The organism is Nocardiopsis sp. NPDC058789, from assembly GCF_042745575.1.
In the GTDB taxonomy this organism is placed as follows: Bacteria; Actinomycetota; Actinomycetes; order Streptosporangiales; family Streptosporangiaceae; genus Nocardiopsis; species Nocardiopsis eucommiae.
Map to the genome: position 1 here is coordinate 232,735 of NZ_JBHYOW010000003.1, position 26,779 is coordinate 259,513.

A 26,779-nucleotide genomic window follows, 5' to 3' on the forward strand; every position below is an offset into this window, starting at 1 on the left:
CGAGCCACCGTCCGGGGCTCGGGCCCGTCCTCGTGTCGGGGGTCAGGAACGGTGCACGGTGAGGCTCTCCGTGGCGGCTTCGGCGCTGCTCGCGGAGACCGCCCCGGTGCGGGCGAAGTCCGCCCACACCCGCCGCACCGCTCGGCCGCGCCGGTCGAGCTCCGCCCAGCCGGTGCGGCCGACGAGCCTGGTGTTCTCCCAGGCCTCCCGGTTGCCGAGCAGCAGGGGGAGGTCCACGATGTGGGCGGCGCCGTAGGGGCTGCCCTCCGGCCGCCAGGTGACGGTGTAGCGGGTGGCCCTGCCGCCGGACCTGCGGTGGTGACGGGCGAAGCGCTTGGTCGGACCCGTGTAGATGCGGTACGTGGTGGCCCACACCAGGATCCGGCGCAGGACCGGGCCGGCCAGGGGCAGGGCGGCCAGGCGCTGGATCGGCGGAAGGAACTCGGCGAACAGCCCGGTCTCCTCGCTGGTCGCCCCGATCAGCAGGTCGATCCCGGGGGCCGCCGCTTCCCAGGCGCGGAGCCGGAGGGTCTCGGCGGGCAGGGGTGCGTGCCCGTACTGGGTGCCGAACGGCATGGCGCTGGCCAGGCCGTGCCCCTTGGCGGCGGCACTCGCCCGTTCTTCGAGGGCGACCAGGTCGGCGGCGCTGGCCTCCGGGTCGGGCACGCCGACGGCCCGCCCCATGGCCTCGGACATCCGGGACCGTCCGGTGATGATGCCCAGCGGGGCGCTCTGGACCACGGCGCGACGGAACAGACCCTCGGCGCCCTGGCTGATCATGAGGTGGGCGACGGCGTCGCCTCCGGCGGACTGACCGAAGAGGGTGACCAGCTCCGGGTCGCCGCCGAAAGCCGCGATGTTGGCCCGGACCCACCGCAGCGCCTGGATCTGGTCGAGGAGGCCGAGGTTGGCGGGGGCGGTGTCTCCGAGGCGCAGGTAGCCCAGCACCCCCAACCGGTAGGTGATTGCCACGACGATGACGCGCTGCTCGGTGACGAGCCGGGTGGGGTCGAAGATCTCCATGTCCCCGGCTCCGGTGACATAGGAACCGCCGTGGATCCACACCATGACGGGCAGGCGCTCGTCCTCGGTGACGTCAGCGGGGAAGGTGACCGAGAGCCGCTGGCAGTCCTCGTCGTGGCGGCCCACCGAGACCCCGTCGACCGCCGCCGAGACCACCTTGGAGGTGAGCTGCGGTGAGGCGGGTCCGGGCCGGGTGGCCTGGAAGGGCTCGGTGAACGGCGGCACGGGCCGGGGCGGCGCGAACCGTTCGGCGCGCGCGTAGGGGACGCCGAGCGCGCGGACCACCTCGCCCCGCACCACGCCGACGACGGGTCCGGTCGGGGTCTCGACGCGGCGGAGCTCGTCCCGGGCGACGGAGGTCTGTTCAGTCATGGTTCCCATCCTGGTGCGGGGCACGCCGTCGACACCGCGTTCGGAGGTGCGACACCCGACGCGAGGATAGTCCACACCGACCTCCGGAGTCGGACGCGGCGGGAGCGTCGGCTCAGAACCGGCTCCCGGGGACGGCCACACTGACCCTCCCCCCGAAGGCCTCCCGCGCGTGTCGGCGGCCCTCGTCCCAGTCGGCGGGGCTGGCGAAGTGGGTGAGCACCAGGTGGCGCGCGTCGGCCTCGGCGGCCAGCTCCCCCGCCATCCGGGCCGTGAGGTGGCCGTGTCCGTGCAGGGCCTGCTCATCCGCCTCCAGGTAGGTGGCCTCGCACACGAACAGGTCGGCCTCACGGGCGGCCTCCGCCACCGGGGCGCAGTGGCCGGTGTCGGAGGAGAACGCCACGGTACGGCCGTCCGGTGCCTCGAAGCGCAGCGCGGCCGAGGGCACGCTGTGGTGCGCCGCGAACGAGCGGAACGCCACCCCGTCCACCTCGTGCACGGTCCGGCCGTCCCTCGGCATCGCCGTGATCCCGAAGGACTGCGTGATGGGCTGGTTCATGGTCGGCAGGGTGGGGATGCCGAAAACCGCGTCGAAGGCGGCCACCCGGTGGGCCTCGCCCTCCGGGAGGAACAGCGGGACGCGGGGCAGCACCTCCGGGAAGGTCCACCGGTAGGCCCAGGCCATGAGGTCCAGGCTGTGGTCGGCGTGCATGTGCGTCACGACGATCCCGCGCAGCTGGTCGAGCCCGTACCGGGAACAGTAGGCGAGCAGCGACCCGGGCCCGGCGTCGACCAGGACCAGACCGGTCTCCGTGTGGAGCAGGTAGCAGGAGGCGGGTCCCTCCTTGGTGGGGGCGGTCGCGTTCGATCCGAGGATCTCCAGTTCCAGCATCGTGTTCCTCTCGTGGTGCGGGGTGACGGTGGTCGTCGGGCGAGGCGGGGCCGGGGTCCGTTCAGGCCCGGGGTGAGAGCAGGGTGGCCCGCCCCGGGGCCACCGCCAGCGACACCGACCGGCCGATCCGGGCGTCCGGTGGCACCCGGACCCCCAGGAGGCGCTCCCCCGCCCGGACGGTGAGGTGCACGCCGTCGCCGGTGAACTCCGAGTGCGTCACCTCCGCGAGCAGTGCCGCCGCGTCCGCGTCGTCCGTGACCGTGAGACTGTCGTGGCGCAGCAGCAGCCGGACGGCCCCGTGCCCGGTGGGTCGCACCGCCAGGTCGCCGACCGGGATCCGCCAGCGTCCGTCCAGGGTCACGGCGTGCCCGTCGGCGACTTCGGCGTCCAGGAGCACCGCGCCGGCCAGGAAGTCCGCGACGAACGCGTCCACCGGGTCGTCCCAGAGCCGTTGGGGCGTGTCGAACTGGACCAGTCTCCCGTCACGCAGCAGGGCGATCCGCGATCCCAGGGACAGGGCCTCGCGTTGGTCGTGGGTGACGATGAGGGTGGCGCACTCGGTGGCGGCCAGCATGGCGGCCAGTTCCCGGCGCAGTCCCCCGCGCAGCTGCGGGTCCAGCGCGGCCAGGGGTTCGTCCAGGAGCAGGGCGTCGGGCTGGATGGCGAGCGCCCGAGCCAGGGCGACCCGCTGGCGCTGCCCTCCGGAGAGCTGGTCGGGGCGGCGTTCGGCGAGGTCGGAGAGGTGCGTCAGCTCCAGCATCTCCCTGACCCGCTCCTCGCGGCGAGGCGTCGCGGTGCCACGGGCGCGCAGCCCGTAGCCGATGTTGGCGGCCACGCTCATGTGCGGGAAGACCGCGTAGTTCTGTGGGACGAGGCCGATGTCGCGCCGGGCCGGGCTGAGGCCGGTGATGTCGCGCCCGGCCAGGCCGACGGCCCCCTCCGCGACGGGGACCAGCCCGGCCACGGCCCGCAGCGTCGTGCTCTTGCCGCAGCCCGACGGGCCGATGACGGCGACCGTCTCGGCCGGGGCCACGTCCAGGGAGACGTGCTCCACCGCCGTCGTGGAGCCGTAGCGCACGGTGAGGTCGTCCACGGTCAGCCCGGCCGGGCGTACGGCGGTCGGCGTGGGGTCAGTGGTGGGTACGGCGGCTGGGGTGCTCACGGGGTCCTCCCTGGGGCCCGGCGCCGGGCCAGGACGATGGCGGTCAGTACCGGCGCGACGAAGGCCACGAAGATCATCGACTGCGCCGAGGCGAGTTCGAGGCGCTGGGTGGAGTAGGAGTCGAACAGCGCGAAGGGCGCGGTGGGTGTGGCGGGCGGGTTGACGAAGAAGCTGACGTTGAACTCACCGAAGGACAGGGCGAAGACCATCGTCACGGCCTGGGTGACGGCGACCAGGCAGGCCGGGACGGTGATGGTCCGCAGGACACGGACCGCACCGGCGCCGAGGCTGCGCGCGACGCTCTCGTTGGTGCGCAGCTCGTCGTCGGCCAGCGCGGGCACCAGGGCCGCGAGGGTGAACGGCAGTGTGAAGACCAGGTGGCCCAGGACCAGCAGCAGACCGCTGGGGCGCAGCATCGGGTAGGTGCCGACCAGTGCGACGCTCAGCGCGATGCCGGGCACGGCCAGCGGCACGTTCACCAGGTAGCCGGTCAGGCGGGTCAGGACCGAGGGGTGGCGGGCCACCCACCAGGCCAGGGGGCCGCCGACGGCCAGGTTCAGCACCACCACCAGGGCCGCCACGGCCAGGCTGCGGCCGATGACCGGAGCCAGCGGCGGCCAGGCGTGGGCGAACCAGTCCAGGGTGAGGCCGCCTCCCCAGGGCCCCTGGGAGAAGTCGACGCTGGTGGCGGCGACGAGGGTGGCCAGGAGCGGGATGACCACGAACGCGCAGGTCAGGCGAGTGATGAGTCGGGTCACGAGGCCACCGCCCTGCGGACGGCACGGGCCAGGACACGGCCCAGGACCAGAGCCAGCACGGCCGTCGCGGCGAGGATCACCGCGAGGGTGGACGAGGCGGCGAGCCGGTACCCGGTGGTGAGTTCGTTGGCAACGTTGAGCGACAGGAGCCGCACCCCCTCGGACAGGGTGGCGACCGTGCCGTACCCGCCCAGGGCGACCGCGATCGCGGTGCCGCTGGTCTCGATCGCGGCGGGCAGCAGCAGGGGCAGGGTGACGGTGAGGAACACGCGCGGGCGGGAGGCGCCCAGGGTGCGGGCGCTCTCGGTCAGCGAGGGGTCCAGGGTGGCGGCGGCACCGCGCAGCGGGCCCAGCACGCGGGGCAGCGAGAAGTAGAGGTAGGCGATGAGGAGCCCCGAGAAGGTGTAGGCCAGCCCGGAGAAGCCGTCCCACGCCAGGCCGAGCAGCCCGGTGCGTCCGGTGAGGACGATCGCGAAGAACCCGATGATGATGCCGGGCAGCGCGATGGGCAGGGTGAGCAGGGCGTCGGTGGCGGCGCCGCCCCGGCGGCCCGCGCGGTCGTCGTCCGCCTGGCGCAGCACCACGGGCACCGCGACGCAGAGCGTGATCAGGACCGAGCCCACGGCGATGTACAGGGAGTTCAGGAGCGCCTCGCGGACGGTCACCGAGCCGAGGGCCCGAGCGTAGTGCTCCAGTGTGGGGCCGCCGTCCGCCGGGGGCTGGCCCAGGCCGAGCGAGTTGGCGACCATGACCAGGACGGGGCAGGCGCTGAACAGTCCGATGACGACCAGGGCGGGGAGGGCGGCGAGCCAGGCGGGGGCGTGCGGCGCGCCCCTGCGGGTGGCGGGTCCGACGCCCGCACCGGTGACGACGGCCGCGCGACCTCCGGCGGCGGTACGGGAGGGCACTAGAAGCCGACCTCGTCCTGGTAGAGCTCGATGAACTCCTGCTGCCGCTGGCCCTGCTCGACGTAGTCGACGGTGGTGGCCCGCTCGTACTCCTCGGGCGGGAGCACCTTGTCGGCCAGCTCGTCGGGCATCTCTCCGATCACCGGGCGCATGTACCCGGCGGCGAACAGGCCCTGGCCCCGCTCGGAGAAGTAGAAGTCGAGGAGTGCGCGGCCGTTGTCCTCGTTGGGGGCGCCCTCGACCAGACCGACGATGTAGGGGATCTGGAGCGAGCCCTCCTCGGGGATGACGACGGACACGTTGGCGCCCTCGTCGCGGAGCTTGTAACCGTTGAAGTCGGTGTCGACGAGGATGGGGATCTCGCCCTGGGCGACCTTGGCGGTGGCGGTCTGGGCGGAGGTGGAGGCCCCGTTGTCCTTGAGGCCGTTGAGGTAGTCCAGGCCCGGACCCCAGTCGTCGAAGTCGCCGCCCAGGGCGACGTTGACGGCGGTGGCGGCGGAGTAGCCGACGGCGGCCTGGGTGGGGTCGAGGTAGCCGACCTTCCCCTCGTACGCGGGGTCCAGCAGGTCGTCCCAACCGCGCGGGACGGGGGCGCCGTCGAGGTGGTCCTCGTTGACGATGAACGCGATGGTTCCGGTGTGCACGCTGGTCCAGGCGCCGTCGGGGTCACGGAGCTCGTCGGGGACCTGGTCGGCGCCCTCGGGCACGTACTCCTGGAGGACCCCCGCCTCCACCAGCTGTTCGCCGAAGGCGATACCGGTGTAGGCGACGTCCGCGACCGGGGAGCCCTTCTCCGCCTGGAGCGCGGCCAGGGCCTGCCCCGAGTTCTTGGGGTCGTTCGGGGCGGTGACTCCCGTCTCCTCGGTGAAGGCGCGCAGGACCTCGCCGTAGTTCCCCCACTCGGAGGGCGAGTTGTAGGTGATGACGACCCCGCCGTCACCCGAGGCCGACCCCGGCGGGGCGTCGACGTTCCCGCACGAGGCCAGGGCCAGCACGGAGAGGGTCACGGCGGCGCCGGTGAGCGCCGTGCGTCGGTGGGACATGAGGGCTCCGAAGGGTGGTCGGGCGGCCCGGGCGGCGGGCCGGGGAGTGGGTCGGGGGGCGCTTCGTGATGAAACGATTCACCACAGGGGTGACCTGCGCGGTCGTGACGGGTGTCCGGAGGGCCAACGGCCCGGGAACCCTCGGCCAATCCCGACGCCCCGCCGCGGGCGACCCGCCCGCCGACCATCCGACGCGGGCCCTGGTACGAGCCGTGTTCGCCCGGTGGACACCGCTCCCGCCCGCCCCGCTCGCTCGTGGAGCGTCCGCCGACGTCCGGCATCATGGCCGGACACCTCCCCTTCGGAAGGACCTCCATGCCCGCCTCCCGCAAGCGCGTGACCCTGCGCGACGTCGCCACCAGGGCCGGGGTCTCGGTCGCCCAGGCCAGCTTCGCGCTCAACGGCCAGGGCCGGGTGGCTCCGGCGACCGTGGAACGGGTACGCAGGGCCGCCAGCGACCTCGACTACCAGGTGGACGGCCGTGCGCGGGCGCTGCGCACGGGTCAGCGGTCGGCCTACGGCGTGGTCATCCGCAACATGCGCAACCCCTTCTTCCTCGACGTGCTGCGCGGTATGGAGGTGCGGGCGCACCGGGAGGGCGCGTTCCTGCTCATCCTCAGTTCCGACTACGACGTGGACCGCGAGGCCGCGGCGCTGCGCAGGCTCGCCGCCGAGGGGGTGGGCGGGGTGGCCATCAGCCCGATCGGCCGCCACGGTCCGCTGGCCGCCTGGCTCCCCCGTCACCCCGACGTGCCCGTGGTGGCCTTCAACCGCACGCCCGAACCCGCGCCGCCCGAGGGCGACCGGCTGTCCACGGTGGGACCGGACGACGGGGCAGCCGTCGACCTGGCGCTGGAGCACCTGCGTGCCCGGGGCCACCGTGCTCCCACGCTGGTCATGGCACCCGAGGGCCTGGCCGCCGACTGGGGGCGCGAGGAGGCGTTCGTCCGCCGCTGCGCGGAGTGGGGGCTGGCCGGGACGGTGGTGCGCTGTCCGCTGGACCACGACAGCGTCGCCCGCATGGTCGTGGAGCGGGTGGGCGCGTCCGCCGGTGGCGGGACGGCAGGACACGAGGCGTTCGTGGTCAACTCCGACTACCTCGGCTCAGCCGTGTACGCCGCCGCCCGCTCCCTGGGGAGCCGGGTGGGCCGGGACCTCAGCGTGGTCGGGCACGACGACCTGGCCACCTCGGAGCTGCTCGACCCCGGCCTGACCACCGTGGGGGTGGATCGCGAGCTGCTGGGCGACCACGCCATGCGCCTGCTGGTCTCCCCTGACGAGGCCCCCGAGGGGCGCCGTGTGCGGCTTCCCGTGCACCTGGTGGAGCGGAACTCGGTGGCCCTCCTCCACGACTGACGCACCAGCCCCCGGACCGGAGAGACGCCGTGAACCGGGCCAGCGCGGCGTCCCCGGACGGGGACCACACCGTGAAAGCGTTCACGGCCACACACCAGCGTGGTGGGTCGCACCCCGGCGTCTCGGGCCCAACCTGGACAAACGCACGTAGACTCGGCCGGTCTACCGGGGCCTCCGGTGGGCGCTTCCGATTGAGGGGCAACCTCTTCTCCATGTCTTCCACCCCGAGCACACCTGTGCCCGAAACCGGCCGACGTCCCGATCCCTGGGTGCTCGGAGTCTCCGGCGGCCTGCTGATCGCGTTCGTCCTGGCCGCGCTCATAGCCCCCGCCGGGGTCAACTCCGCCGTCGACACGGCGTTCGCGTGGTCGGCGCGCTGGTTCGGCGCCTACTGGCAGGTCCTGCTCCTGGCCACCGTCGGCGTCGCCACGGTGCTGGCCTTCTCCCGCTACGGGCGGGTACGTATGGGCGGGACCGACGCCCCCGCGTTCACCTGGTTCCGCTGGGTCGCCATGGTCCTGACCACCCTGCTCGCCGCCGGCGGTGTCTTCTGGGCCGCCGCCGAGCCCCTCGCCCACTACGTGGACCCGCCGCCGCAGTACGCCGACACGGCGGGCGGCATGGAGGGCGCCTCGGTCGCCCTCGCGCAGACCTTCGTCCACTGGGGCTTCCCCGCCTGGGCGATCGGCGGTTCGCTGGCCACGCTGGTGATGATGCGCGGCGTGGAGAAGGGCCTGCCCCTGCGGCCCCGCACGCTGCTGTGGCCGGTCATGGGTGACCGGATCCGCACGCACTGGATCGGCACCGTCGCGGACATCAGCTGCGTGGTCGCGGTGGTCGCCGGAACGGTCGGCCCGATCGGCTTCCTCGGCCTCCAGATGTCCTACATCGGCGGCGAGATGTTCGGGGTCGGATCCGGGTTCGGCACCCAGGTGGCGATCATCGTGGGTCTGACAGTCGTGGCGACCGTGTCGGTGCTCAGCGGTCTCGACCGGGGCATCCAGCTGCTCAGCCGGATCAACGTCTGGGCCGCGCTGGCGCTGGTCGTGTGCGTCGTCGGTCTGTCCTCCCTGCCCTTCGTGGTCGACCTGTTCCTCCAGGCCAGCGCCGTGCACGTTCGTGAGTTCGTGCCGATGGCGCTCTTCCGGGGCGACACCGAGTGGCTCGGCTACTGGACGGTCTTCTTCTTCGGCTGGTTCATCGGCTACGGCCCGATCATGGCCATCTTCATCGCGCGCATCTCGAAGGGCCGCACGGTCCGACAGATCTACGTGGGCGCCACCGTACTGCCCGCCGTGATCACCTCCCTGTGGTTCACGGCGCTGGGCGGCAGCGGTCTGTGGCTCGAACAGCGCGACCCGGGGGCCATCTCCGGCCCGTACGAGGAGCACGGCCTGCCCGCCGCAGCGCTCGCCATCGTGCAGGCCCTGCCGATGAGCGCCGTGCTGGCGCTGGTCATGGTGGTCGTGACGCTCATCTTCTTCGCGGCCACCCTCGACGCCATGTCGTACTCGATCTCGTCCTCCAGCATGCGCGCGGGCGAGCCCATCCCGTGGGTGCGGGCGTTCTGGTGCGTGGGCATGGGCGCCGCCGCCATCGCGCTGCTGACCGTGGGCGACAACGGGGTCCAGGCACTCCAGTCGTTCATCGTGGTGACCGCCGTGCCGGTGGGTCTGATCCTGCTGCCCACGCTGTGGAGCGCGCCGCGCCTGGTCAGGGAGATGGCGGTGGAGCAGGGGATCGTCTCCTCTCCCGCCTCCCGCCCGGAGTCGGAAGACGAGGAGCCCGGGTCCTCCGCCGGGACCGAGGGCACCGAGGCTGAGCGGGTGACCGTCGGCTAGGGCCCGTCAGCGACGGGGCACACGGGGCGTCGATGACCGGTGGTGAGACCGGCTTCGACGCCCTCGTGCGTTCCCGCGGTCCTGGTCGCGGGCCCCGCCAGCGGAACCGCGCGCCCCGGCGGACACCCGCCCCAGCCTGGCCCGGACGGCGACCGTCGCGCACAGCACCACGGCGGCCCCGCCGAGGACCGTGGGCCAGGTCAGCTGCTCACCGAGCAGCAGCGCGGCCCATCCGAGGGTCATCACGGGCTGGGTGAGCTGGATCTGGCTCACCCGGGTCATGGGACCGATCGCCAGCCCCCGGTACCAGGCGAAGAACCCCAGGTACATACTGACCACCGCCAGGTAGGCGAACGAGGCCCACTCGGCCGGGGTCCCGCTCGGCGGCTGCCGGGCCACGGCGACGCCGCAGAGGGCGATCATGAGCGGCGCGGCGACCACCAGCGCCCAGGAGACGGTCTGCCAGGCGCCCAGCTCGCGGGCGAGGAGACCGCCCTCCGCGTAGCCGATCGCGGCGGCGACCACCGCGCCGAGCAGGAGCAGGTCGGACCAGACCAGGCCGTGCCCGCCCCCGGCCCCCTGGACGGCCGCGAATCCCACGGCCGCGACCGCGCCCACCGCCGCCATGGTCCAGAACAACACCGGGGGCCGTTCGTGGCCGCGCAGCACCGCCGTCACCGCGGTCGCGGCGGGCAGCAGGGCGATCACGACCGCGCTGTGGCTGGCCGACGCGGTGGTGAGGGCGAACGAGGTGAGTAGCGGAAACCCGACCACCACACCGCCGGCGACGAAGGCCAGGCGGACCCACTGGTTACCCCGGGGCAGGTGCTGCCGGGTGAGCGTGAGCGCGACGGCCGCCAACAGGGCCGCGACCACAGCGCGAGCTGAGCCGACGAACAGGGGCGACAGAGTCCCGCCCGCCACGGCCACACGGGTGAGGGGCACCGTCAGGGAGAAGGCCCCGACCCCGAGAAGCCCCCACCAGAGCCCGGTTCGCGTGGATAGCACCCGGGGCTGATCGAGAGTAGCGCTACTATTGATCCTCATGTCCAACGATAGCAGTGCACGCATCGTCGAAGGGCTGCGCACGTGGATCGCCAGCGCGCCGCCCGGGGCCCGCCTGCCCTCCACCCGCGCACTTGTGGCCCAGTACGCCGCGAGTCCGGTCACGGTGCAGCGGGCCCTGCGCACACTCGCCGCCCAGGGGGTCGTGGAGAGCCGCCCGGGCGTGGGCACCTTCGTGCGCGCGGTCCGGGTCGCCCGACCCCACGACTACGGCTGGCAGACCGCCGCTCTCGGCGCCCCACGGCACCACTCCCCCGGCCTGAACACGGCGCTGCGCACCCCGCCCAACGACGCGGTCGCGCTCCACTCGGGATACCCGGACCGGGACCTGCTTCCGGAGCGCCTGGTGCGCGCGGCCTTCGCGCGCGCCGCCCGGGGTGAGGCGACCGTGAGCCGACCCCCGACCACCGGACTGCCGGACCTCCAGACCTGGTTCGCCCACGGCCTCGGCTCCCACACTCCCGTGGGGGTCACACCGCCCGCCGCCGGAGACGTGATCGTGCTTCCGGGAAGCCAGAGCGGGCTGGGTTCGGTCTTCCGTTCGCTGGTCGGTGCCGGACGCCCGCTCCTGATCGAGTCGCCCACCTACTGGGGCGCCACCCGCGCCGCCGCGCGTGCGGGCGTGGAGGCGGTCCCGATCCCGAGCGGGGCCGACGGCCCGGACCCGGACGAGCTGGACCGCGCCTTCGAACGGACCGGAGCCCGGGTGCTGTACGCGCAGCCCAACTTCGCCAACCCCACCGGGGCCCGATGGTCCACGGACCTCGGCGACCGCGTGTTGGAGACCGTGCGGCGCCACGGCGCGTTCCTGGTGGAGGACGACTGGGCGCACGACCTCGGGATCGACGCGGAGCCGACCCCACTGGCCGCGCGGGACGACGGCGGGCACGTGGTGTACCTGCGTTCGCTCACCAAGAGCGTGTCCCCGTCGGTGCGCGTGGCCGGGATGGTCGTCCGGGGCCCCGCCCGGGAACGCGTCCTCGCCGACGTCCAGGCCGAGGCCATGTACGTCAGCGGGGTGTTGCAGGAGGTGGCGCTGGACGTCGTCACCCAGCCCGCCTGGCGCACCCACCTGCGGGGGTTGCGGCAACAGCTGGCCGCCCGCCGTGACCTGCTGGTCGAGGCCCTGCGGGAGCACGCCCCCACCGCCTACCTGGACGCGGTCCCGCAGGGCGGGCTCAACCTGTGGTTGCGGCTGCCGGACGCCACCGACCTCTCCGGTGTCGTCCGTGAGTGCGAGGAGGCGGGGGTCCTCGTGGCTCCGGGAGGCGAGTGGTTTCCCGCCGAACCCACCGGCCCCCACCTTCGACTCAACTACGCCGGTCCCCGACCCGGTGCCTTCCCCGAGGGGGCGCGGGTGCTGGGCCGGGCCCTGGCGCACGGCTGAGGGCTCCCTTCGGTCCCCGCCTCCCGGATCCCTTCGGTGGGTCCGGGGAACGCCCTACACCCTCCTCCCGGTCAGGGCCAGGAGGCGGGTCTGGGGGTCGGCGTCGTCGTCCACGGGGACCGGCCCCGCGAACAGGGAGCTCCCGGACAGGACCCCGGCGTTCTCGCTGGCCCAGGCCAGGAGCTCCGCCACCAGGGCGGGGTCGAGCCGTTCGTCGGCGCCGACCGCCCTGGCCAGGTCCCAGGCGTGGATCCCCAGGTCGAAGGTCATCTGCCACAGGTACACGCGGCCCGGGACGTCACCGAAGGACAGGTGGACCGTCCGCTCCAGTGAGGAGGGGGCCAGCCAGGCGGTGCGGGCCTCCCTGGAGGCGACGGACCAGGTGGTGGCGGGTTCCTCGCCGAGCATGTCGCCGTCGAACCGGTCCCCCACCTCCTCGATGGTCGCGCCGTCGAGCAGGGACGGGACCCACATCTGTTCGGTGGTGAGATGGTTGACCAGGTCGTGCACGTCCCAGTCCGTACAGGGGGTGGGCCGTGCCCAGTCGGTCAGGGCCACCTCCGCGACGCGGCGGTCGAACTCCGCCATCGCGGTGCCGTGCAGGTCGGCCAGGTCGGCCATGGTGTCTCCCCGTGATCGGATGCCGTTCCGGAGCTGCCTACCCGGTGCCCCCGGCCCGCCAAACCGGTGGGACCCGGCGTGCGAGACTGAGGGCGGCGCATGGAGCAGATCTGAGAGGTTGGACCCCCGTGGAACGCGGTCATGACATCGTCCTGTTCGGCGCGACCGGCTACACCGGGGCGCTGACCGCCGAGTACCTGGCCACCAACGCCCCGCGCGGGCTGCGGTGGGCGCTGGCGGGCCGGGACCGGAACCGTCTGGAGGCGGTGCGGGCGGAGCTGGCCGAGATCGACCCGGACCGGCCGCTGCCGGAGCTGCTGCTGGCCGACGTCGAGGACACCGCCTCGATCCGCGCCCTCGCGGCCTCGGCGCGGGTGGTCGTCTCCACGGTGGGCCCCTACGGCGAACGCGGCGAACCCCTGGTGGCCGCCTGCGCGGCCGAGGGCACCGACTACGTGGACCTGTGCGGCGAGCCCGCCTTCGTGGACCTCATGTACGTCCGGCACCACGCCACCGCCGTGCGCACCGGGGCGCGGATCGTGCACGCCTGCGGATTCGACTCGATCCCCCACGACCTCGGCGCGCTGTTCACCGTCGAGCGGCTGCCCGAGGGGGTGCCGTTGCACGTGGAGGGGTTCGTCCGGGCTCGGGGGAACGTCTCGGGGGGCACCCTGCACTCGGCCGTGGACGCCTTCGCGGACCCGGCGGGCATGCTGGCGGCGGCCCGGGAGCGGCACCGGGTCGAGGACGGCCCCCGGGACCGTAGGGTCCGGATCGACCACCGCGGCCGTCCCCGCACCCGGCTGGCGCGGGGGTGGACCGTCCCGCTGCCGACCCTGGACCCCCGGGTGGTGGTCAGGTCGGCGGCGGCCCTCGAACGGTACGGGCCGGACTTCACCTACGGCCACTACGCGGCCTTCCGGCGGTTCGGCAGCGCCCTGGGCGCGGTCGGCGGGGCGGCCGGGGTGATGGCCGCCGCCCAGGTGAGGCCGTTGCGGGACCGGCTGAAGTCGCTGCGCCCACCCGGTGCGGGACCCACCGAGGAGGAGCTCGCCAACGGGTGGTTCACCGTGCACTTCTCGGGTTCGGGCGGCGGCCGCCGGGTGCACACGCTGGTGTCGGGCGGCGAGCCCGGGTACGGGGCCACCTCGGGGATGCTCGCGGAGTCGGCGCTGTGCCTGTGGGAGGACGACCTGCCGCCGACTTCCGGCCAGGTGACCACCGCCGTGGCCATGGGCGGGGCCCTCATCCGGCGGCTGCACCGGGCCGGGGTCGACTTCGAGGTCCTGCGCACGGTCGAGGGCTGAGGGAGGCGGGCGTCCCCGCCCGGTCGGGGTTCCCTTCCTAGACTGTCCGGGTGACAGACACGCCCGAGACCCCCCGTGGCACCACGCCCGTTCCCGACGCCCCCACACCCCCTCCGGACCGACGGGGCCCGGGACCGGTGGCCTTCGTCCTCGGCGGCGGCGGGGTGCGCGGCGCCGTCGAGGTGGGCATGATCCGCGCCCTGCTGGAGGACGGGATCACCCCGGACCTCGTGGTGGGGACGTCCATCGGGGCGATCAACGGCGCGGTGCTGGCCGCCGACCCCTCCTGGACGGCGGTGGAGCGGCTGACCCGGACCTGGACCTCCGAGGAGGCCAACACGGTGTTCGGGGAAGCGGTGGGCCGTCAGCTGCACCGGATCGTGACGACCCGCACCCACCTGATCTCGCCCGAGCCGCTGCGCCGTCTCCTGGTCAGGACGCTGGGGCCGGATCCCGTGTTCGCGGATCTGGCGGTACCGCTGCGGGTGGTGGCGGCCAGCATCGAGCGCGCCGCCGAGCACTGGTTCTCGGAGGGGCCGCTGATCGAGGCGGTCCTGGCCTCCTCGGCCGTCCCGGGGCTGCTGCCGCCCGTCCGGATCGACGGCGAGCACTTCATGGACGGCGGGATCGTCAACTCCATCCCGATCGAGGCGGCCGTGCGGGCGGGCGCGCGCACGGTGTACGTGTTGCAGGTGGGCCGGGTGGAGGAGCCGCTCTCAGTGCCGACCAATCCGGTGGAGACAGCGCGGGTGGCCTTCGAGATCGCGCGCCGCCACCGCTTCGCACGGGATCTGGCGACACTGCCGGAGGACGTCCGCCTGCACGTGCTGCCCAGCGGGGGATCCCTGGACGGCGACGACAGGCCCCTGGCGTTCCGGCGGCTGGACACCGTGCGGGAGCGGATCGACCGCGCCTACGAGGCCTCCCGGGGCTACCTGGCCCGGTCCGGGGCGACCTGACCCCGACCGGTGTCGGGAGACGGGCGGGCGCGATGCCCCCGGGAGTCGGCCCTAGACCGTCACGTGCAGGGCGTACACTCCCTCGGTCGTGGCCAGTACCACCACCCGATCCGGGGCGGCGACCAGGTCCTCCAGCTCGCCCGGCCAGGTCCCGGGGATCTCCACGACCGGCTGTCCCGGGCGGTCCAGATACCGGACGCGCAGCCGGTCCAGGTACCAGGAGCCCAGGCCGCCGGGCCGGGCGTCCTCCTCCTGGTAGACCGCGATCGCCTCGCCCTCCCACTCGACCAGGGACACCAGCGTGCGGGGACCGCCCAGCTCCGCGACCAGTTCCAGGTCGGGCAGGGAGTGGATCCGCCCCGCGACCGCCAGCAGGGAGCGCCCGCCCACCCGGGCCGCCACGGTCTCGGAGTCGGCGTGGCTCTCCACCTCGCCCAGGTACTCGCCGTCCTCCAGCCGGTACACGCGCTCGCGGGGGTGTTCGTAGTCAGCGAGGATGACCGGGTCGAACCCCGGGTCCTGTCCCGGGGCGACCAGGAAGTCACCGGCGAAGGACATCCGCTCCCCCCGTGCCTCGTGGCCCGGGCGGGAGTCCGTGAGGTCGGGAACGGTGGCTCCCGTGAACGGGTCCACCGCCCACCACCGGGTCCCGCCGTCGCCGTCCTCACCGAAGAGCAGGACCACCGCCTCCTTGTCCAGGACGCGCAGGGCCACGTCGTCGGGCCACAGCTCGCCGGGCTCCGCGAGGTCGGTCTCCAGCAGGGGAGTTCCGGTGCTCGGGTCGCGGACCGTCACCGAGCGCCGGGAGGCCTGCACCAGGACCGTGCCGGGCCACTCCTGTCCCTCGGGTGACCGCGCCAGGTTGACCGGTCCCTGCGCCTCGAAGGCGGTGCCCAGGGGACGCAGGGAGCGGGTGTCGAAGGCCCGGGCCTCGTACCGCGACTTCCGGGGATCGGGGTTCGGGTCGACGTCGCCGTGAACGAGGACCGTCCGCTCCGCCAGGAACAGGCGGGGAAACCTCAACCCCCTGCGCCACAGCCGTTCCGCGCGCACGCGTGAACCTCCCCCAGTTCCGTCCTACGTATCCGCTCGCCACAAAAACCGTAGCGGGTGCCAGATCGGACCGCCCACTGATCGGGCAGCCCGTAGGTGGATCAGCACCGATGGTTCCACACCCGCCCCGGTGAATATCCGGACAGGGCGGTCATGCCCCACTCCGGCCCCGGAAAGGGCTCGGGCTACGGACAGCCGAAACCCGTCGACCACGTCCGGCGAACCGGGTCTCCGGTGACCGAATCTCGGCTGCGCACGCTCCCGACGGCGTGAACGGCGACGGGCCGCCTCCCGTCAGGGGAGGACGGCCCGTGCGCTCGGGAACGTCGCGCTCAGCGCGGCAGGCGCTCGGCCAGCCAGGCCTCGACGTCGGCCGAGGACCTCGGGAGACCGGCCGACATCACGGTGCGGCCCTCCTCGGTCACCAGGACGTCGTCCTCGATGCGCACGCCGATGCCGCGCAGCTCCTCGGGGACGGTGAGGTCGTCGGGCTGGAAGTACAGGCCCGGCTCCACGGTGAGGACCATGCCCGGCCTCAGGTCGCCGTACAGGTGGTTCTCCTGGCGGGAGACGGCGCAGTCGTGCACGTCCATGCCGAGCATGTGGCCGGTGCCGTGCAGGGTGTACCGGCGCTGGAGGCCCAGCTCCAGGACGCGGTCGACCGGGCCCTCGAGCAGGCCCCACTCGACCAGGCCCTCGGCCAGCGCGCGCTGGGAGGCCTCGTGGAAGGCGGTGAAGGGCCGACCCGGCGCCACGGCGGCGATTCCGGCTTCCTGGGCCTCGTAGACGAGGTCGTAGACCTTGCGCTGGAGGTCGGTGAAGGTGCCCGAGACCGGCATGGTGCGGGTGACGTCGGCGGTGTAGAGGGTGGTGGTCTCCACACCGGCGTCCAGCAGGAGGAGGTCGCCCTCGCGGACGGGGCCGTCGTTGCGGGTCCAGTGCAGGGTGGTGGCGTTGGCACCGGAGGCGGCGATGGTGCCGTAACCGACGTCGTTGCCCTCCACACGGGCACGCAGGAAGAAGGTGCCCTCGACGTAGCGCTCGGAGGTGTCCTTCGCCTGCGGGAGCGCCTTGGCGACGTCACCGAAGCCGCGCACGGTGGCGTCCACCGCGAGCTGGAGCTGGGCGACCTCCCACTCGTCCTTGACCAGGCGGTGGTCGGCCAGGACGACACCGAGGTCCTCGTCCAGCCGCGCGGACTTCGCGCGGGCCTCGTCGTCGGCGTCGGCCCGCAGCTCGTCCACCAGGGCGTCGATCTCGGCGTCGTGGCCGCGGACCACGCGGGTGGTGACGGAAGCGTCGGCGCGCAGTTCGGCGGGCAGCCGGCGCACGTCGGCGGTGGGCACGCCCAGGAGGTCGGAGGCCTCACCGAGGCTGTTGCGGCGGCCGGTCCACAGCTCGCCGTAGCCGCCGAGCCAGAACTCGCCGTTGTCGCGGTTGGAGCGCGGCTTGAGGTGGAGGACCACGTCGTGGCCACCGTCGGCCCTCGGGGTGAACACCAGGCAGTTGCCGTCGGTGGTGTCACCGGTGAGGTAGGCGTAGTCGGTGGCGGCACGGAAGGGGTACTCGGTGTCGTTGGAGCGGGTCAGGAGCTGACCGGAGGGGATGACCAGCCGGTCGCCGGGGAAGGCGGCGCTGAGCGCGGCCCGGCGTCGGGCGGTGTGCTCGGCCTGCTCGATCGGCGCGAGGTCCCGCAGTTCGGTGTCGGCCCAGCCGGTGGTCATCCACGCCGCGAGCTCGTCGGAGACCGACTGCGCCTGGCCGTTCTTGCGTGGCCTGAACACGGGGGCGTCGACCTCGGCCTCGGGACGCTGCTGCTCGCTCACGTTGTGACTCTCCAGAGTTCGTCGAAAGGGTGCGGGGAGCGGGGACCGCTGGTGGCGGCCGCCTCCTCCTCATCGTACGGGGGCGTTCGTACCCCTGTCCGCACGCCGGACATAGCGCTGCCCATAACGTCCGGAGCGGCGCCGACAGGCCCGTGCGTGCGCGTGTCATACCAGGTCGTGGGCGAAGGGGATGGCCTTCGGGTAGGGCAGGTCCTCGACGGTGGCGGGGTCCACCCAGCGGTAGCCGATCCGCTCGTACAGGGCGACGGCCTCGGGCTGCGAGGGACCGGTGAACAGGATGACCCGGGAGTAGCCGAGGTCACGCGCGGCGCCCTCCAGCGCGGTCATGATCCGCCGTCCCAGTCCGCGCCGCCGGTGCCGCGCGCTGGTCCACACCCGTTTGAACTCGACCGTCTCGGCCTGGGTCGCGCGGTCCCTCCGGTACGGGCGCAGCGCTCCCCCCGCCACGACCTCTCCGTCGAGCTCGGCCAGGACCAGGCAGCCGTGCGGGGCGACGAACTCGGTGACCGGGTAACGGCTGAGCTCTGTGGCGGCGCCCTCGGCCCCGTAGCGTTCGGTGTACTCCGCCAGGAGTCCCGCGAGCAGTCCCGCCACCCGGGGGTCGTCGTGGGCCACCCGCAGCATGCGCACGCCGTCGGTGTCGGCTCCGGTGGCCGTCTCGGTGTTGGTCTCGGTCATGGTGGTTCGGGTGTGCGCGCACCAGCCTCCGGCTGGGTGGTGGACACCCGTCTCCTTCCTGGTTCGGGCCCACTCGGGCGGCGGTTTCGAGGTGGGCGGGGGCGCGCGGGCCCCGTGACCCCCGTTTGGGCCCGACCGGCCCTTCCCGGCTAGTGTTCGACCATGTCAGTCAGCGAACGCACCCTACTGGGCCCCGGTCCGAGCAACCCCTACCCGGAGGCGACTCTGGGTCTGGCCGCCCCGCTCCTCGGACACCTGGACCCCGAGTTCATCACCCTGCTGGAACGCACCTGCGAACGCCTGCGTTCCCTCTGGGGCACCGAGAACCCGCTCACACTCCCGCTCTCCGGCACCGGCTCCCTCGGGATGGAGACCGCCTTCGCCAACACCGTCCGCTCCGGTGACGTCGTGGTCGTGGCGGTCAACGGCCTGTTCGGCGAGCGGATGTGCGAGGTCGCCGGGCGCTACGGCGCCGAGGTGGTCCGGGTGGACCACGAGTGGGGTCGGCCCGTGGACGTCCAGCGCGTCCTGGACGCCCACCCCGCGCCGAAGCTGGTGGCGGCCGTGCACGCGGAGACCTCCACCGGCGTGGTCAGCGACATCGGCGCCCTGGGCCGGGCCCTGCGTGAGCGGTCCGACGACACCCTGCTGCTGGCCGACTGCGTCACCTCGCTGGGCGGCATGCCGATGGCCCTGGACGAGTGGCGGGTGGACATCGCCTACTCCGGCACCCAGAAGTGCCTGGGCGTGGCTCCGGGGCTGGCCCCCTTCACCTTCTCGGAACGGGCCTGGGAGCGCCGGGTGCAGGCGCCTCCCGTGTGGTACGTGGACCTCGGTCTGCTCGGCGCGTACGTGCGAGGCGGCCCGGGCGGGCGCGCCTACCACCACACCGCCCCGACCGCGATGGTCGCCTCCCTGGACGCCGCGCTGGCGCGGATCGAGGAGGAGGGTGTGGACTCCGTGTCCGCCCGCCACGAGGCGGCCGGTGCGCGTCTGCGCGAGGGCCTTCAGGAGATGGGCCTGGAGCTGTTCGCCGCCGAGGGCCACCGGCTGTCGCAGCTGACGTCGGTGCGCGTGCCCGACGGCGTGGACTCGGGCAAGGTGCGTGAGCGGCTGCTGCGCGACTACGGCCTGGAGATCGGCGCGGGTGTGGGTCCCCACGCGGCGACGGTGTGGCGGATCGGCCTGATGGGACACAACGCCCGTCTGGACCGCGCCGAGCTGGTCCTGAGCGCCCTGCGGCGCGTCCTGGAACGCTGACACCGGGTACGGGCCCCGACGCGGGGAGCGGGCGTGGTCGCCCGGCCTACTCGGCGTTGGGCCCGTACCTGTTGTCGTGGTCGCGCGGGTCGTCGGGGTCGGAGATGCTCCCCAGTGTCACCGCGATCGGCGGCAGCACCATGGCGACCAGGCACATCGCCACCGCCCACCCCGTGCCGAACAGGTAGTACACGGGGGTGGCTCCGACGAACAGCACCAGGCACGTCCCCATGACGAGCGCGTACCGGATCTTCCTGCGTTTGACCATGTCACCTCCGGTGCACCGATGGTGAGGCCGTCCCCTCATTCCACGGTAGTCCGTGGGGTCGGAGAGGGTCGAGACCCGTTTCCGGGCGCGGTGGCCCGGAGCCCCCGCGGGTCGGCGGCACGGCGCACCCCGCGCAGGCCGTCCTCCACCCGGTACCCGGCCGCGAGGAGCCTCCGCTTGGCGTCGTGCGCGCTGCGCACCGTGGCCTCGTCGAAGATCCGGTCGTAGTGGCGGTCGGGTACCCGGTTCAGCCCCGAGCGCAGCGCGCGCAGGCTCACGGTGGCCGCCGCGTCCGACCCGGGGACCTCCGGGAGCGTCCCGTAGGCGTGGCGCGCCCACCGGGGCAGGGTGGCGTAGGACAGGGCGCCGACCGGGAACCAGAGGGGTCGCAGCGGCGTGAGCCAGGCGAGCCGGTCGGGGATCCTGGGCCACAGCAGGAACCGCACGGCCCGGCGGGCCTCGGGGGTCACACGCAGGCTGGGCCGGACCGCGGCCAGGTAGCGGCGCATGGCGGCGACGTCGCGGGGGACGTCGCCGGGTGAGAGCCCGACGAGGGTGGCGGTGTGCGCCTGTTCGTCGAGGTAGCGGTCGCGGTCGGCGGCGCCCAGTTCCACCCCGGCCCGGTGGCAGACCTCCAGGTACGAGGAGACCTCCGCGCAGTGCACCCACACGAGGAGGTCGTGCTGGTCGACCCGGTGGAGCCGACCGCCGGAGGGGTCGGTGAAGCTCAGCGCGCGGTGGACGCGGCGCACGTGCCGACCGAGGGCCTCGGCCTCGGCCGGGCTGCCGTAGGTGGAGACCGCCACGAAGTGGGCGGTGCGCATGAGGCGCCCGGTGGGGTCGGTGCGGAAGTCGGAGCGCTGCCACACCCCCTGCATGGCGATCGGGTGCAGTGCCTGGAGCATGAGGGCCCGCACGCCGGCCACCCACATGGCGCGGTCCAGGTGCACCCTCCAGGTGACGCTCTCGGGTGCGGCGACCGTGGGCCTCATCCTGCCTCCTTCGGGGTGCTGCGCGCTCCCCGTGCTCCGTCACCGGTCGATCCCCTCCCCCGGTCCGGGCAAACCCAGGCCTGACCCGGGATTGGTCGAACCGGGGGCAGGGGGGCGAGGAGAGTGGAGGGAGAGGCACCCGTGAATCCGACGTGCCTTCTGAGTTCCCAGCGGAAGGGGGTCCGCACCATGTCTGTCAACACCAGCGGCAGCGGCAGCGGCACGGAATTCGACATCGAGGCGTTCCGGCGGGCCGTCGAGAACGGTGACACCGCCACCCTCGTGGGCCAGTTCGCGGAGGACGCGGACATGGAGACCGTGGACCGTCGCACCCCGCCCAGCGCACCCACCGTCCTGCACGGGCGCGCGTCGATCGAGGAGCAGATCCGGCAGGTCTACTCGATGGACCTGGACCACGAGGTCCTGGAGTGCGTGACGGACGGCGACCGCGCCGCCTACACGGAACGGTGCACCTACCCGGACGGCCTCACCGTCAGGAGCATCTCCATGCTGGACCTGGAGGGCGGCCGGATCGTCCACCAGTCCATGGTGCAGGCCTGGGACGAGGAGTCCCCGGGGGCCGTGCGGATCGGTGACTTCGACGCCTCCGACGAACGGATGGAGTTCGACCACGGGCACGCCGAGTCCGTGCACCTGGGCGGCCAGAGCTTCAACCGCCTCACCCTGGAACCGGGGTGGCGGTGGAGCGAGCACATCGGCCCGGCCGCGGGCACGGACCTGTGCATGGCCACCCACTCGCTCACGCTCATGAGCGGGACCCTGCGGATCCGCACGTCCGACGGGTCCGAGAGCGAGCTGCGGGCGGGCCAGGTGGCGTTCGTGCCGCCCGGCCACGACGCGTGGGTCGTGGGCGACGAGACCGTGGTCGTCGTGGACCGGACCATGGACGCCTGAGCCATCGCTCCGGGTTCAGTCGGCCTGTGCGCGAAGGAACGCCAGGACCGCCTGGACCCGGCGGTGCACGTCGTCGTCGGGCGGCAGGTCGAGCTTGGCGAGGATGTTGCCCACGTGCTTGCCGACCGCCGCGTCGCTCACCACCAGCTTGCGGGCGATGGCCCCGTTCGAGTGGCCCTCGGCCATCAGCTCGAGCACCTGACGCTCCCGGGCGGTCAGGCGTTCGAGCGGGTCGGAGCTGCGGCGCAGCAGTTGCCGCACCACCTCGGGGTCGACGAAGGTGGCGCCCTCCACGACCCTGCGCAGGACCGAGGCGAACTCACGGACGTCACCCACGCGCTGCTTGAGCAGATAGCCCACGCCCTTGCCGTCGCCGGAGTCGAGCAGGTCGGTGGCGTAGCTGAGCTCCACGTACTGGCTGAGCGCCACCACCGCCAGTCCCGGGTCGGCCTTGCGCAGGCGAACGGCCGCGCGCAGCCCCTCGTCGGTGAAGTCGGGGGGCATCCGGATGTCGGTGACGACCAGACGGGGCCGGTGCTCGGTGACCGCCTCGACCAGGGCGTCGCCGTCCTCGACCGCCGCCACCACGGGGAAGCCGAAGCGTTCCAGGACACCCACCAGGCCCTCTCGCAGGAGCACGCCGTCCTCCGCGAGCACGGTCGGTACGGGGGTCACGGCGTCGGGTTCGCGGGAATCGGACCGCACGGCAGCTCCACTCGGATTCGGGTCGGCCCGCCTTCGGGGCTCGTGAGTCCCATTGTCCCGCCCATCACGGCGACCCGGTCACCGAGGCCGGTCAGGCCGCTCCCGCGGTCGGCGTCGGCCCCGCCGACCCCGTCGTCGGTGACCTCCACGGTGAGGACGGCGGTTCCGTCCTCCCGCGCCCCGCCGGGGGTGCCGTTGGTCGCGGCCCGGGGGTCGCCGGGTGCCAGGTGGGCGCGCACGGTCACGGCGTGGGCCCGGGCGTGCTTGTAGACGTTGGTCAGTGCCTCCGCGACCACGAAGTACGCGGTCCCCTCCACGTGCGGGGGAAGGCGGTGCGGGATCGCGGTCTCCACGGTGACGGGGACCGGGCAGTGGTCGGCCAGCTCCTGGAGGGCGTCGCGCAGTCCCCGGTCGGTGAGCACGCGCGGGTGGATGCCGCGCACCAGTTCGCGGAGTTCGGTGATGAGGTCGTCGACCTTGGTCTGGGCCGCCGCCACGCGGAGGTCGGCCGGGGTGCCCTCGTCCAGGTCCACTCGGGCCATGCCCAGGTCCATGCTGAGCGCCACGAGACGCTGCTGGGCGCCGTCGTGCAGGTCCCTTTCGATCCGGCGGCGCTCGTACTCGAAGGCGTTGACCAGGCGCGCACGGGACTCGGTGACCTGGTCGAGTTCGGCGCGCAGCACCTCCTTGGGCGGCCCGACCAGGAGGGCGCGGGCGATCACCCCGTGGCCATAGGACGTGAGCCCGCACACGTAGAGGAGCAGGAGGGCGGTCAGCGGGGCGGCGAGGGCGTAGGGCAGGGCCTCGGAGGGGGTGGTGAGGGTGGTCCAGCCCAGGGCGATCGGACCCTCGTTCTCGTCGAGCAGCAGGAAGGGGCCGGCCGCCAGGACGGCCGTGGCCACAGTCAGCGTCGTGGTCACCAGCAGGACCAGGCCGAAGATCGGGAACATGACGGCGGCGTAGGCGACCTCACGCCAGGTGGCGGCCTCGGAGTAGCGGGTGCGCGCCCAGCCCCACAGCCCGGCGGGAGGGGACCGGTGCCCGCTGCGGTTCTCCTCCGGCATCACCAGGTACAGGCGCCGCCGCTCCAGCGCACCCAGGGGGATGGCCACCAGCGGCGCGAAGCAGAGCACCATGAGCAGTCCGAACAGGAACCACGACGCCTGCTCTCCGGCGCCGTGGCCGTTCCCCAGCCGGGCCACGAACACGGCCCAGGGCGCGTACACGGGCGCCGCCACGAGGAGCAGCGCGCCCCCGACAGCCAGGGTGGTGAGCGAGTAGGCCAGGGACCGCCACGGCCACGCCGAGAGCAGGTACCGGGGGCTGGCGAGCGACTGGAGGAGCGTGCTCGGCCCTCTGCGGCGCACGTTCGGGGTGATCATGTCCCCCACGCTAGGGCGCGGCGCGGGGGCGGGGACATCCGCCGGGCCCACCGGTTCGGGGTAGGGACGGCACTACCGGTGAACTGGGGCTGGACCGACGCGCACCCGGCCCGCCCGGGGCGATAGGGTCGGACGACGTGAGCGCGAAACCTGTGATCCCCGATGTCCTGGCTGCCCGCTACGCGTCCGCGGAGCTGACCCGGCTGTGGTCCCCTGAGTACAAGGTGGTCGCCGAGAGGCGGCTGTGGCTGGCCGTGCTGCGTGCCCAGGCGCGTCTGGGCGTGGACGTTCCGGCCGGTGTGGTGGAGGACTACGAGAAGGTCCTCGAACAGGTCGACCTGGCCTCCATCGCCGCGCGCGAACGGGTCACCCGGCACGACGTGAAGGCCCGGATCGAGGAGTTCAACGCCCTCGCCGGTCACGAGCACGTCCACAAGGGCATGACCTCGCGCGACCTCACCGAGAACGTCGAGCAGCTCCAGATCCGCGACAGCCTGCTGCTGGTGCGCGACCGCGTGGTGGCGCTGCTGGCCCGGCTCGGTCGGCTCTCCGCCGAGTACGGCGAGACGGTCATGGCGGGCCGGTCCCACAACGTGGCGGCGCAGGCCACGACCCTGGGCAAGCGGTTCGCGTCGATCGCGGACGAGGTCCTGGTGGCCCTCGGGCGCCTGGACGAGCTGATCGCCCGGTACCCGTTGCGCGGGATCAAGGGCCCGGTCGGCACCGCCCAGGACATGCTGGACCTGCTCGGCGGCGACCGCGCGGCCCTGGACGCGCTGGAGGACGAGGTCGCCTCCCACCTGGGCTTCGAGCACCGTTTCACCAGCGTGGGCCAGGTGTACCCGCGTTCGCTGGACTTCGAGGTGCTGACCGCGCTGGTGCAGCTCGCCGCCGGTCCCTCCTCCCTGGCCAGGACGATCCGCCTGATGGCGGGGCACGAGCTGGTCACCGAGGGCTTCGCCGAGGGCCAGGTGGGCTCGTCCGCGATGCCGCACAAGATGAACACGCGCTCGTGCGAGCGGGTCAACGGCCTCACCGTGATCCTGCGCGGGTACGCGTCGATGACCGGTGAGCTGGCGGGCGACCAGTGGAACGAGGGCGACGTGTCGTGCTCGGTCGTGCGCCGGGTGGCGCTGCCGGACGCGTTCTTCGCCTTCGACGGGCTGGTCGAGACCATGCTGACGGTGCTGGACGAGTTCGGTGCCTTCCCCGCCGTGATCTCCGCGGAGCTGGACCGGTACCTGCCGTTCCTGGCCACCACCAAGATGCTGATGGCGGCGGTGCGCGCCGGGGTGGGCCGCGAGACCGCGCACGAGCTCATCAAGGAGCACGCGGTGGGCTCGGCGCTGGCCATGCGTCAGGAGGGCGTGGGCAACCAGCTGCTGGACCGGCTGGCCGCCGACGAGCGCTTCCCGCTGGACCGCGCCGCCCTGGACGCGCTGCTGGCCGACCGGATCACCTTCACCGGTGCCGCCGCCGACCAGGTGGCCGCCGTGGTGGCGCGGATCGAGGAGGTCACCTCGGCCCGCCCGGAGGCCGCCGCCTACACGCCCGGTTCGATCCTGTAGGCCCGTACGTCGTCGGGGCTCGGGGCGCGCGGCGTCCCCGGGCCCCTTCGTGGTTCCCGGACCGTCGCGTGTCCGCCCGTCAGACGGGTTCGGGTTCCGCGTCCACCGTCGTGGGCAGTGCGGCGCTCAGCCGCCACCCGCCGTCGGGGGTCCCCTCGGAGGTGAGTCGGCCCCCCAGCGCGTCCACCCGCTCCCGTAGACCGGACAGTCCGTACCCGCTCGCTGGCGGGGGCACGAGGTCGCCCGGCGGTTCCGCGTTGGTGACGTCCACGGTCAGGCAGCCCGCATCCGGCTGGAGCGTGACGGTCACGTCGGCCCCGGCGGCGTGCTTGGCGGCGTTGGTGACGCCCTCCTTCACCACCTGGAAGGCGGTGCGCTGGACGGCGGGCGGGAGGTCGTGCCCTCCCGTGAGCCCGTCCCGGAGTTCGACGGTCATCCCCGCCGCGCGCCACTCGTCGAGCAGTTCCCGTACCCGTCCCAGAGTGGGCTGCGGTCGCGGCCGCGTCGGTGCCGGGGCGGAGGGCTGTTCGCGCAGCACACCGAGGATGTCGCGCAGCTCCCCCAGGGCCTGGCGTCCCGTTCCTCGGATGAGTCCGGCGGTCTCCAGGGCCCTGGGATCGCTGGTGGAGACCTCCAACCCCCCGGCGTGCAGGACGATGAGGCTGACCCGGTGGGCGACGACGTCGTGCATCTCGCGTGCGATGCGGTTGCGTTCGGCGCTCACCGCGCGCTCCGCGAGCAGGTGCTGTTCCCGGTCGAGCCGTTCGGCACGCTCCCTGAGCCCGTCCACCAGCTCGCGGCGGGTGCCCACGTACAGCCCGACGGCCAGGAGCAACAGCACGGCCGTCACTCCCATGAAGACGATGTCGGCGGCCTCCCGGAAGGCCAGCACGATCCCGGCGGCGTAGGCCGCGGACCACACCACCGGGGAGAGCGGGCCCCTGGCGTGGACGGCGTGGGAGTAGACCGCCACGAGGACCGGCACGACGTTGCCGAACCCCAGGAGCAGGACGAGCGCCGACCCCAGCAGCCACAGGGGCCGGGCACGCCGTACCAGCATGGTCGCCGTCACGACCAGCACGGGGAGCACGTAGTACAGCAGCCCCGGCAGCTCCGGCCCGTAGCGGGCGGACTCGGCCTCGAAGAGCTCTCTCATCCAGGTTCCGGCCAGGCCCCAGCCGTCCATGGACTGGATCTGGAACTGGAGGGTCAGGAGCACGGTCCCCAGGGCGTACAGCCAGTCGGCGACGGTCCAGCGCCACTCGCGTCGGGTGAGGGGGTCCAGGCCGCGCCACCGGGCGAGGCAGCGGCTGGGGTGAGGGATCCGGGTGCGCATGGGGGCTGAGTTTAGGACGCCCACCCCCGTGTCCGGACCGTGGGACGGATCCCCGGGGCACGCTCCCCCCACGAAAGTGGGTGT

24 protein-coding genes are annotated in these 26,779 nt (G+C 73.4%); 8 read left to right on the forward strand and 16 right to left on the reverse strand.

Features of this window, described 5'->3' with window-relative positions:
* Positions 1-42: 42 nt before the first annotated feature.
* The 6 genes from ACFW3L_RS05240 to ACFW3L_RS05265 all read right to left on the reverse strand — a co-directional run bounded on the left by ACFW3L_RS05240 (position 43) and on the right by ACFW3L_RS05265 (position 6,155).
* Positions 43-1,395 carry a carboxylesterase family protein gene (locus ACFW3L_RS05240; RefSeq protein WP_378736591.1) on the reverse strand — a complete coding sequence of 451 codons (1,353 nt, stop codon included), beginning with the start codon at positions 1,393-1,395 and terminating at the stop codon, positions 43-45.
* A 112-nt stretch (positions 1,396-1,507) separates the two neighbouring features.
* Positions 1,508-2,284 (reverse strand): MBL fold metallo-hydrolase, encoded by a 777-nt coding sequence (locus ACFW3L_RS05245; RefSeq protein WP_378736593.1) that lies wholly within the window; start codon positions 2,282-2,284, stop codon positions 1,508-1,510.
* 61 nt (positions 2,285-2,345) lie between these two features.
* Positions 2,346-3,446 (reverse strand): ABC transporter ATP-binding protein, encoded by a 1,101-nt coding sequence (locus ACFW3L_RS05250; protein ID WP_378736595.1) that lies wholly within the window; start codon positions 3,444-3,446, stop codon positions 2,346-2,348.
* The gene (locus ACFW3L_RS05255; protein WP_378736597.1) at positions 3,443-4,204 is read right to left on the reverse strand and encodes an ABC transporter permease; all 762 of its coding nucleotides are present in this window, start codon (positions 4,202-4,204) and stop codon (positions 3,443-3,445) included. The genes ACFW3L_RS05250 and ACFW3L_RS05255 overlap by 4 nt, the downstream gene beginning before the upstream one ends.
* Positions 4,201-4,995, reverse strand: coding sequence for an ABC transporter permease subunit (locus ACFW3L_RS05260; protein ID WP_378736941.1), 795 nt, complete (start codon positions 4,993-4,995; stop codon positions 4,201-4,203). The genes ACFW3L_RS05255 and ACFW3L_RS05260 overlap by 4 nt, the downstream gene beginning before the upstream one ends.
* A gap of 116 nt (positions 4,996-5,111) precedes the next feature.
* On the reverse strand, positions 5,112-6,155 hold the full coding sequence (locus ACFW3L_RS05265; protein ID WP_378736599.1) for an extracellular solute-binding protein: 1,044 nt from the start codon (positions 6,153-6,155) through the stop codon (positions 5,112-5,114).
* Positions 6,156-6,470: 315 nt separating this feature from the next.
* Between ACFW3L_RS05265 and ACFW3L_RS05270 the strand changes: the two genes are divergently transcribed.
* Positions 6,471-7,511 carry a LacI family DNA-binding transcriptional regulator gene (locus ACFW3L_RS05270; RefSeq protein WP_378736601.1) on the forward strand — a complete coding sequence of 347 codons (1,041 nt, stop codon included), beginning with the start codon at positions 6,471-6,473 and terminating at the stop codon, positions 7,509-7,511.
* A gap of 212 nt (positions 7,512-7,723) precedes the next feature.
* The gene (locus ACFW3L_RS05275) at positions 7,724-9,352 is read left to right on the forward strand and encodes a BCCT family transporter (protein ID WP_378736603.1); all 1,629 of its coding nucleotides are present in this window, start codon (positions 7,724-7,726) and stop codon (positions 9,350-9,352) included.
* 6 nt (positions 9,353-9,358) lie between these two features.
* Here the strand turns inward: ACFW3L_RS05275 and ACFW3L_RS05280 are convergent, their stop codons facing one another.
* Positions 9,359-10,360 (reverse strand): DMT family transporter, encoded by a 1,002-nt coding sequence (locus ACFW3L_RS05280; protein WP_378736605.1) that lies wholly within the window; start codon positions 10,358-10,360, stop codon positions 9,359-9,361.
* Between the two features lie 37 nt (positions 10,361-10,397).
* Between ACFW3L_RS05280 and ACFW3L_RS05285 the strand changes: the two genes are divergently transcribed.
* Positions 10,398-11,804 carry a PLP-dependent aminotransferase family protein gene (locus tag ACFW3L_RS05285; RefSeq protein ID WP_378736607.1) on the forward strand — a complete coding sequence of 469 codons (1,407 nt, stop codon included), beginning with the start codon at positions 10,398-10,400 and terminating at the stop codon, positions 11,802-11,804.
* 54 nt (positions 11,805-11,858) lie between these two features.
* Here ACFW3L_RS05285 and ACFW3L_RS05290 read toward each other — a convergent pair whose 3' ends face one another.
* Positions 11,859-12,425 carry a TIGR03086 family metal-binding protein gene (locus ACFW3L_RS05290; RefSeq protein ID WP_378736609.1) on the reverse strand — a complete coding sequence of 189 codons (567 nt, stop codon included), beginning with the start codon at positions 12,423-12,425 and terminating at the stop codon, positions 11,859-11,861.
* A 128-nt stretch (positions 12,426-12,553) separates the two neighbouring features.
* On the opposite strand from ACFW3L_RS05290, the gene ACFW3L_RS05295 reads away from it, so the two are divergent.
* Positions 12,554-13,732 carry a saccharopine dehydrogenase family protein gene (locus ACFW3L_RS05295; protein ID WP_378736611.1) on the forward strand — a complete coding sequence of 393 codons (1,179 nt, stop codon included), beginning with the start codon at positions 12,554-12,556 and terminating at the stop codon, positions 13,730-13,732.
* Positions 13,733-13,782: 50 nt separating this feature from the next.
* The gene (locus ACFW3L_RS05300) at positions 13,783-14,691 is read left to right on the forward strand and encodes a patatin-like phospholipase family protein (RefSeq protein WP_378736613.1); all 909 of its coding nucleotides are present in this window, start codon (positions 13,783-13,785) and stop codon (positions 14,689-14,691) included.
* Positions 14,692-14,742: 51 nt separating this feature from the next.
* Here ACFW3L_RS05300 and ACFW3L_RS05305 read toward each other — a convergent pair whose 3' ends face one another.
* The 3 genes from ACFW3L_RS05305 to ACFW3L_RS05315 all read right to left on the reverse strand — a co-directional run bounded on the left by ACFW3L_RS05305 (position 14,743) and on the right by ACFW3L_RS05315 (position 18,269).
* Complete coding sequence (locus tag ACFW3L_RS05305; RefSeq protein WP_378736614.1) at positions 14,743-15,744, reverse strand: hypothetical protein; 1,002 nt, start codon at positions 15,742-15,744, stop codon at positions 14,743-14,745.
* Between the two features lie 332 nt (positions 15,745-16,076).
* The gene (locus ACFW3L_RS05310; RefSeq protein WP_378736616.1) at positions 16,077-17,570 is read right to left on the reverse strand and encodes an aminopeptidase P family protein; all 1,494 of its coding nucleotides are present in this window, start codon (positions 17,568-17,570) and stop codon (positions 16,077-16,079) included.
* Between the two features lie 165 nt (positions 17,571-17,735).
* Positions 17,736-18,269, reverse strand: coding sequence for a GNAT family N-acetyltransferase (locus tag ACFW3L_RS05315; protein WP_378736618.1), 534 nt, complete (start codon positions 18,267-18,269; stop codon positions 17,736-17,738).
* A gap of 162 nt (positions 18,270-18,431) precedes the next feature.
* Here ACFW3L_RS05315 and ACFW3L_RS05320 point away from each other — a divergent pair, with 162 nt between their 5' ends.
* Positions 18,432-19,529, forward strand: coding sequence for a pyridoxal-phosphate-dependent aminotransferase family protein (locus tag ACFW3L_RS05320; RefSeq protein ID WP_378736620.1), 1,098 nt, complete (start codon positions 18,432-18,434; stop codon positions 19,527-19,529).
* A gap of 46 nt (positions 19,530-19,575) precedes the next feature.
* Here ACFW3L_RS05320 and ACFW3L_RS05325 read toward each other — a convergent pair whose 3' ends face one another.
* Together ACFW3L_RS05325 and ACFW3L_RS05330 are read right to left on the reverse strand one after the other, a co-directional pair.
* Positions 19,576-19,797, reverse strand: coding sequence for a DUF3099 domain-containing protein (locus ACFW3L_RS05325; protein ID WP_378736622.1), 222 nt, complete (start codon positions 19,795-19,797; stop codon positions 19,576-19,578).
* A 35-nt stretch (positions 19,798-19,832) separates the two neighbouring features.
* Complete coding sequence (locus ACFW3L_RS05330; RefSeq protein ID WP_378736624.1) at positions 19,833-20,789, reverse strand: oxygenase MpaB family protein; 957 nt, start codon at positions 20,787-20,789, stop codon at positions 19,833-19,835.
* A 189-nt stretch (positions 20,790-20,978) separates the two neighbouring features.
* Here ACFW3L_RS05330 and ACFW3L_RS05335 point away from each other — a divergent pair, with 189 nt between their 5' ends.
* The gene (locus ACFW3L_RS05335; RefSeq protein WP_378736626.1) at positions 20,979-21,704 is read left to right on the forward strand and encodes a nuclear transport factor 2 family protein; all 726 of its coding nucleotides are present in this window, start codon (positions 20,979-20,981) and stop codon (positions 21,702-21,704) included.
* A 15-nt stretch (positions 21,705-21,719) separates the two neighbouring features.
* Here ACFW3L_RS05335 and ACFW3L_RS05340 read toward each other — a convergent pair whose 3' ends face one another.
* Both ACFW3L_RS05340 and ACFW3L_RS05345 read right to left on the reverse strand, forming a co-directional pair.
* A complete protein-coding gene (locus ACFW3L_RS05340) occupies positions 21,720-22,409 on the reverse strand; it encodes a response regulator (protein ID WP_378736628.1) in 690 nt (229 codons plus the stop codon).
* Positions 22,376-23,791 carry a sensor domain-containing protein gene (locus ACFW3L_RS05345; RefSeq protein ID WP_378736630.1) on the reverse strand — a complete coding sequence of 472 codons (1,416 nt, stop codon included), beginning with the start codon at positions 23,789-23,791 and terminating at the stop codon, positions 22,376-22,378. The genes ACFW3L_RS05340 and ACFW3L_RS05345 overlap by 34 nt, the downstream gene beginning before the upstream one ends.
* Before the next feature lie 137 nt (positions 23,792-23,928).
* Between ACFW3L_RS05345 and purB the strand changes: the two genes are divergently transcribed.
* Positions 23,929-25,359 (forward strand): adenylosuccinate lyase, encoded by a 1,431-nt coding sequence (gene purB, locus ACFW3L_RS05350; protein ID WP_378736632.1) that lies wholly within the window; start codon positions 23,929-23,931, stop codon positions 25,357-25,359.
* A gap of 79 nt (positions 25,360-25,438) precedes the next feature.
* Here the strand turns inward: purB and ACFW3L_RS05355 are convergent, their stop codons facing one another.
* A complete protein-coding gene (locus tag ACFW3L_RS05355; protein WP_378736634.1) occupies positions 25,439-26,695 on the reverse strand; it encodes a sensor histidine kinase in 1,257 nt (418 codons plus the stop codon).
* Positions 26,696-26,779 lie beyond the last annotated feature (84 nt).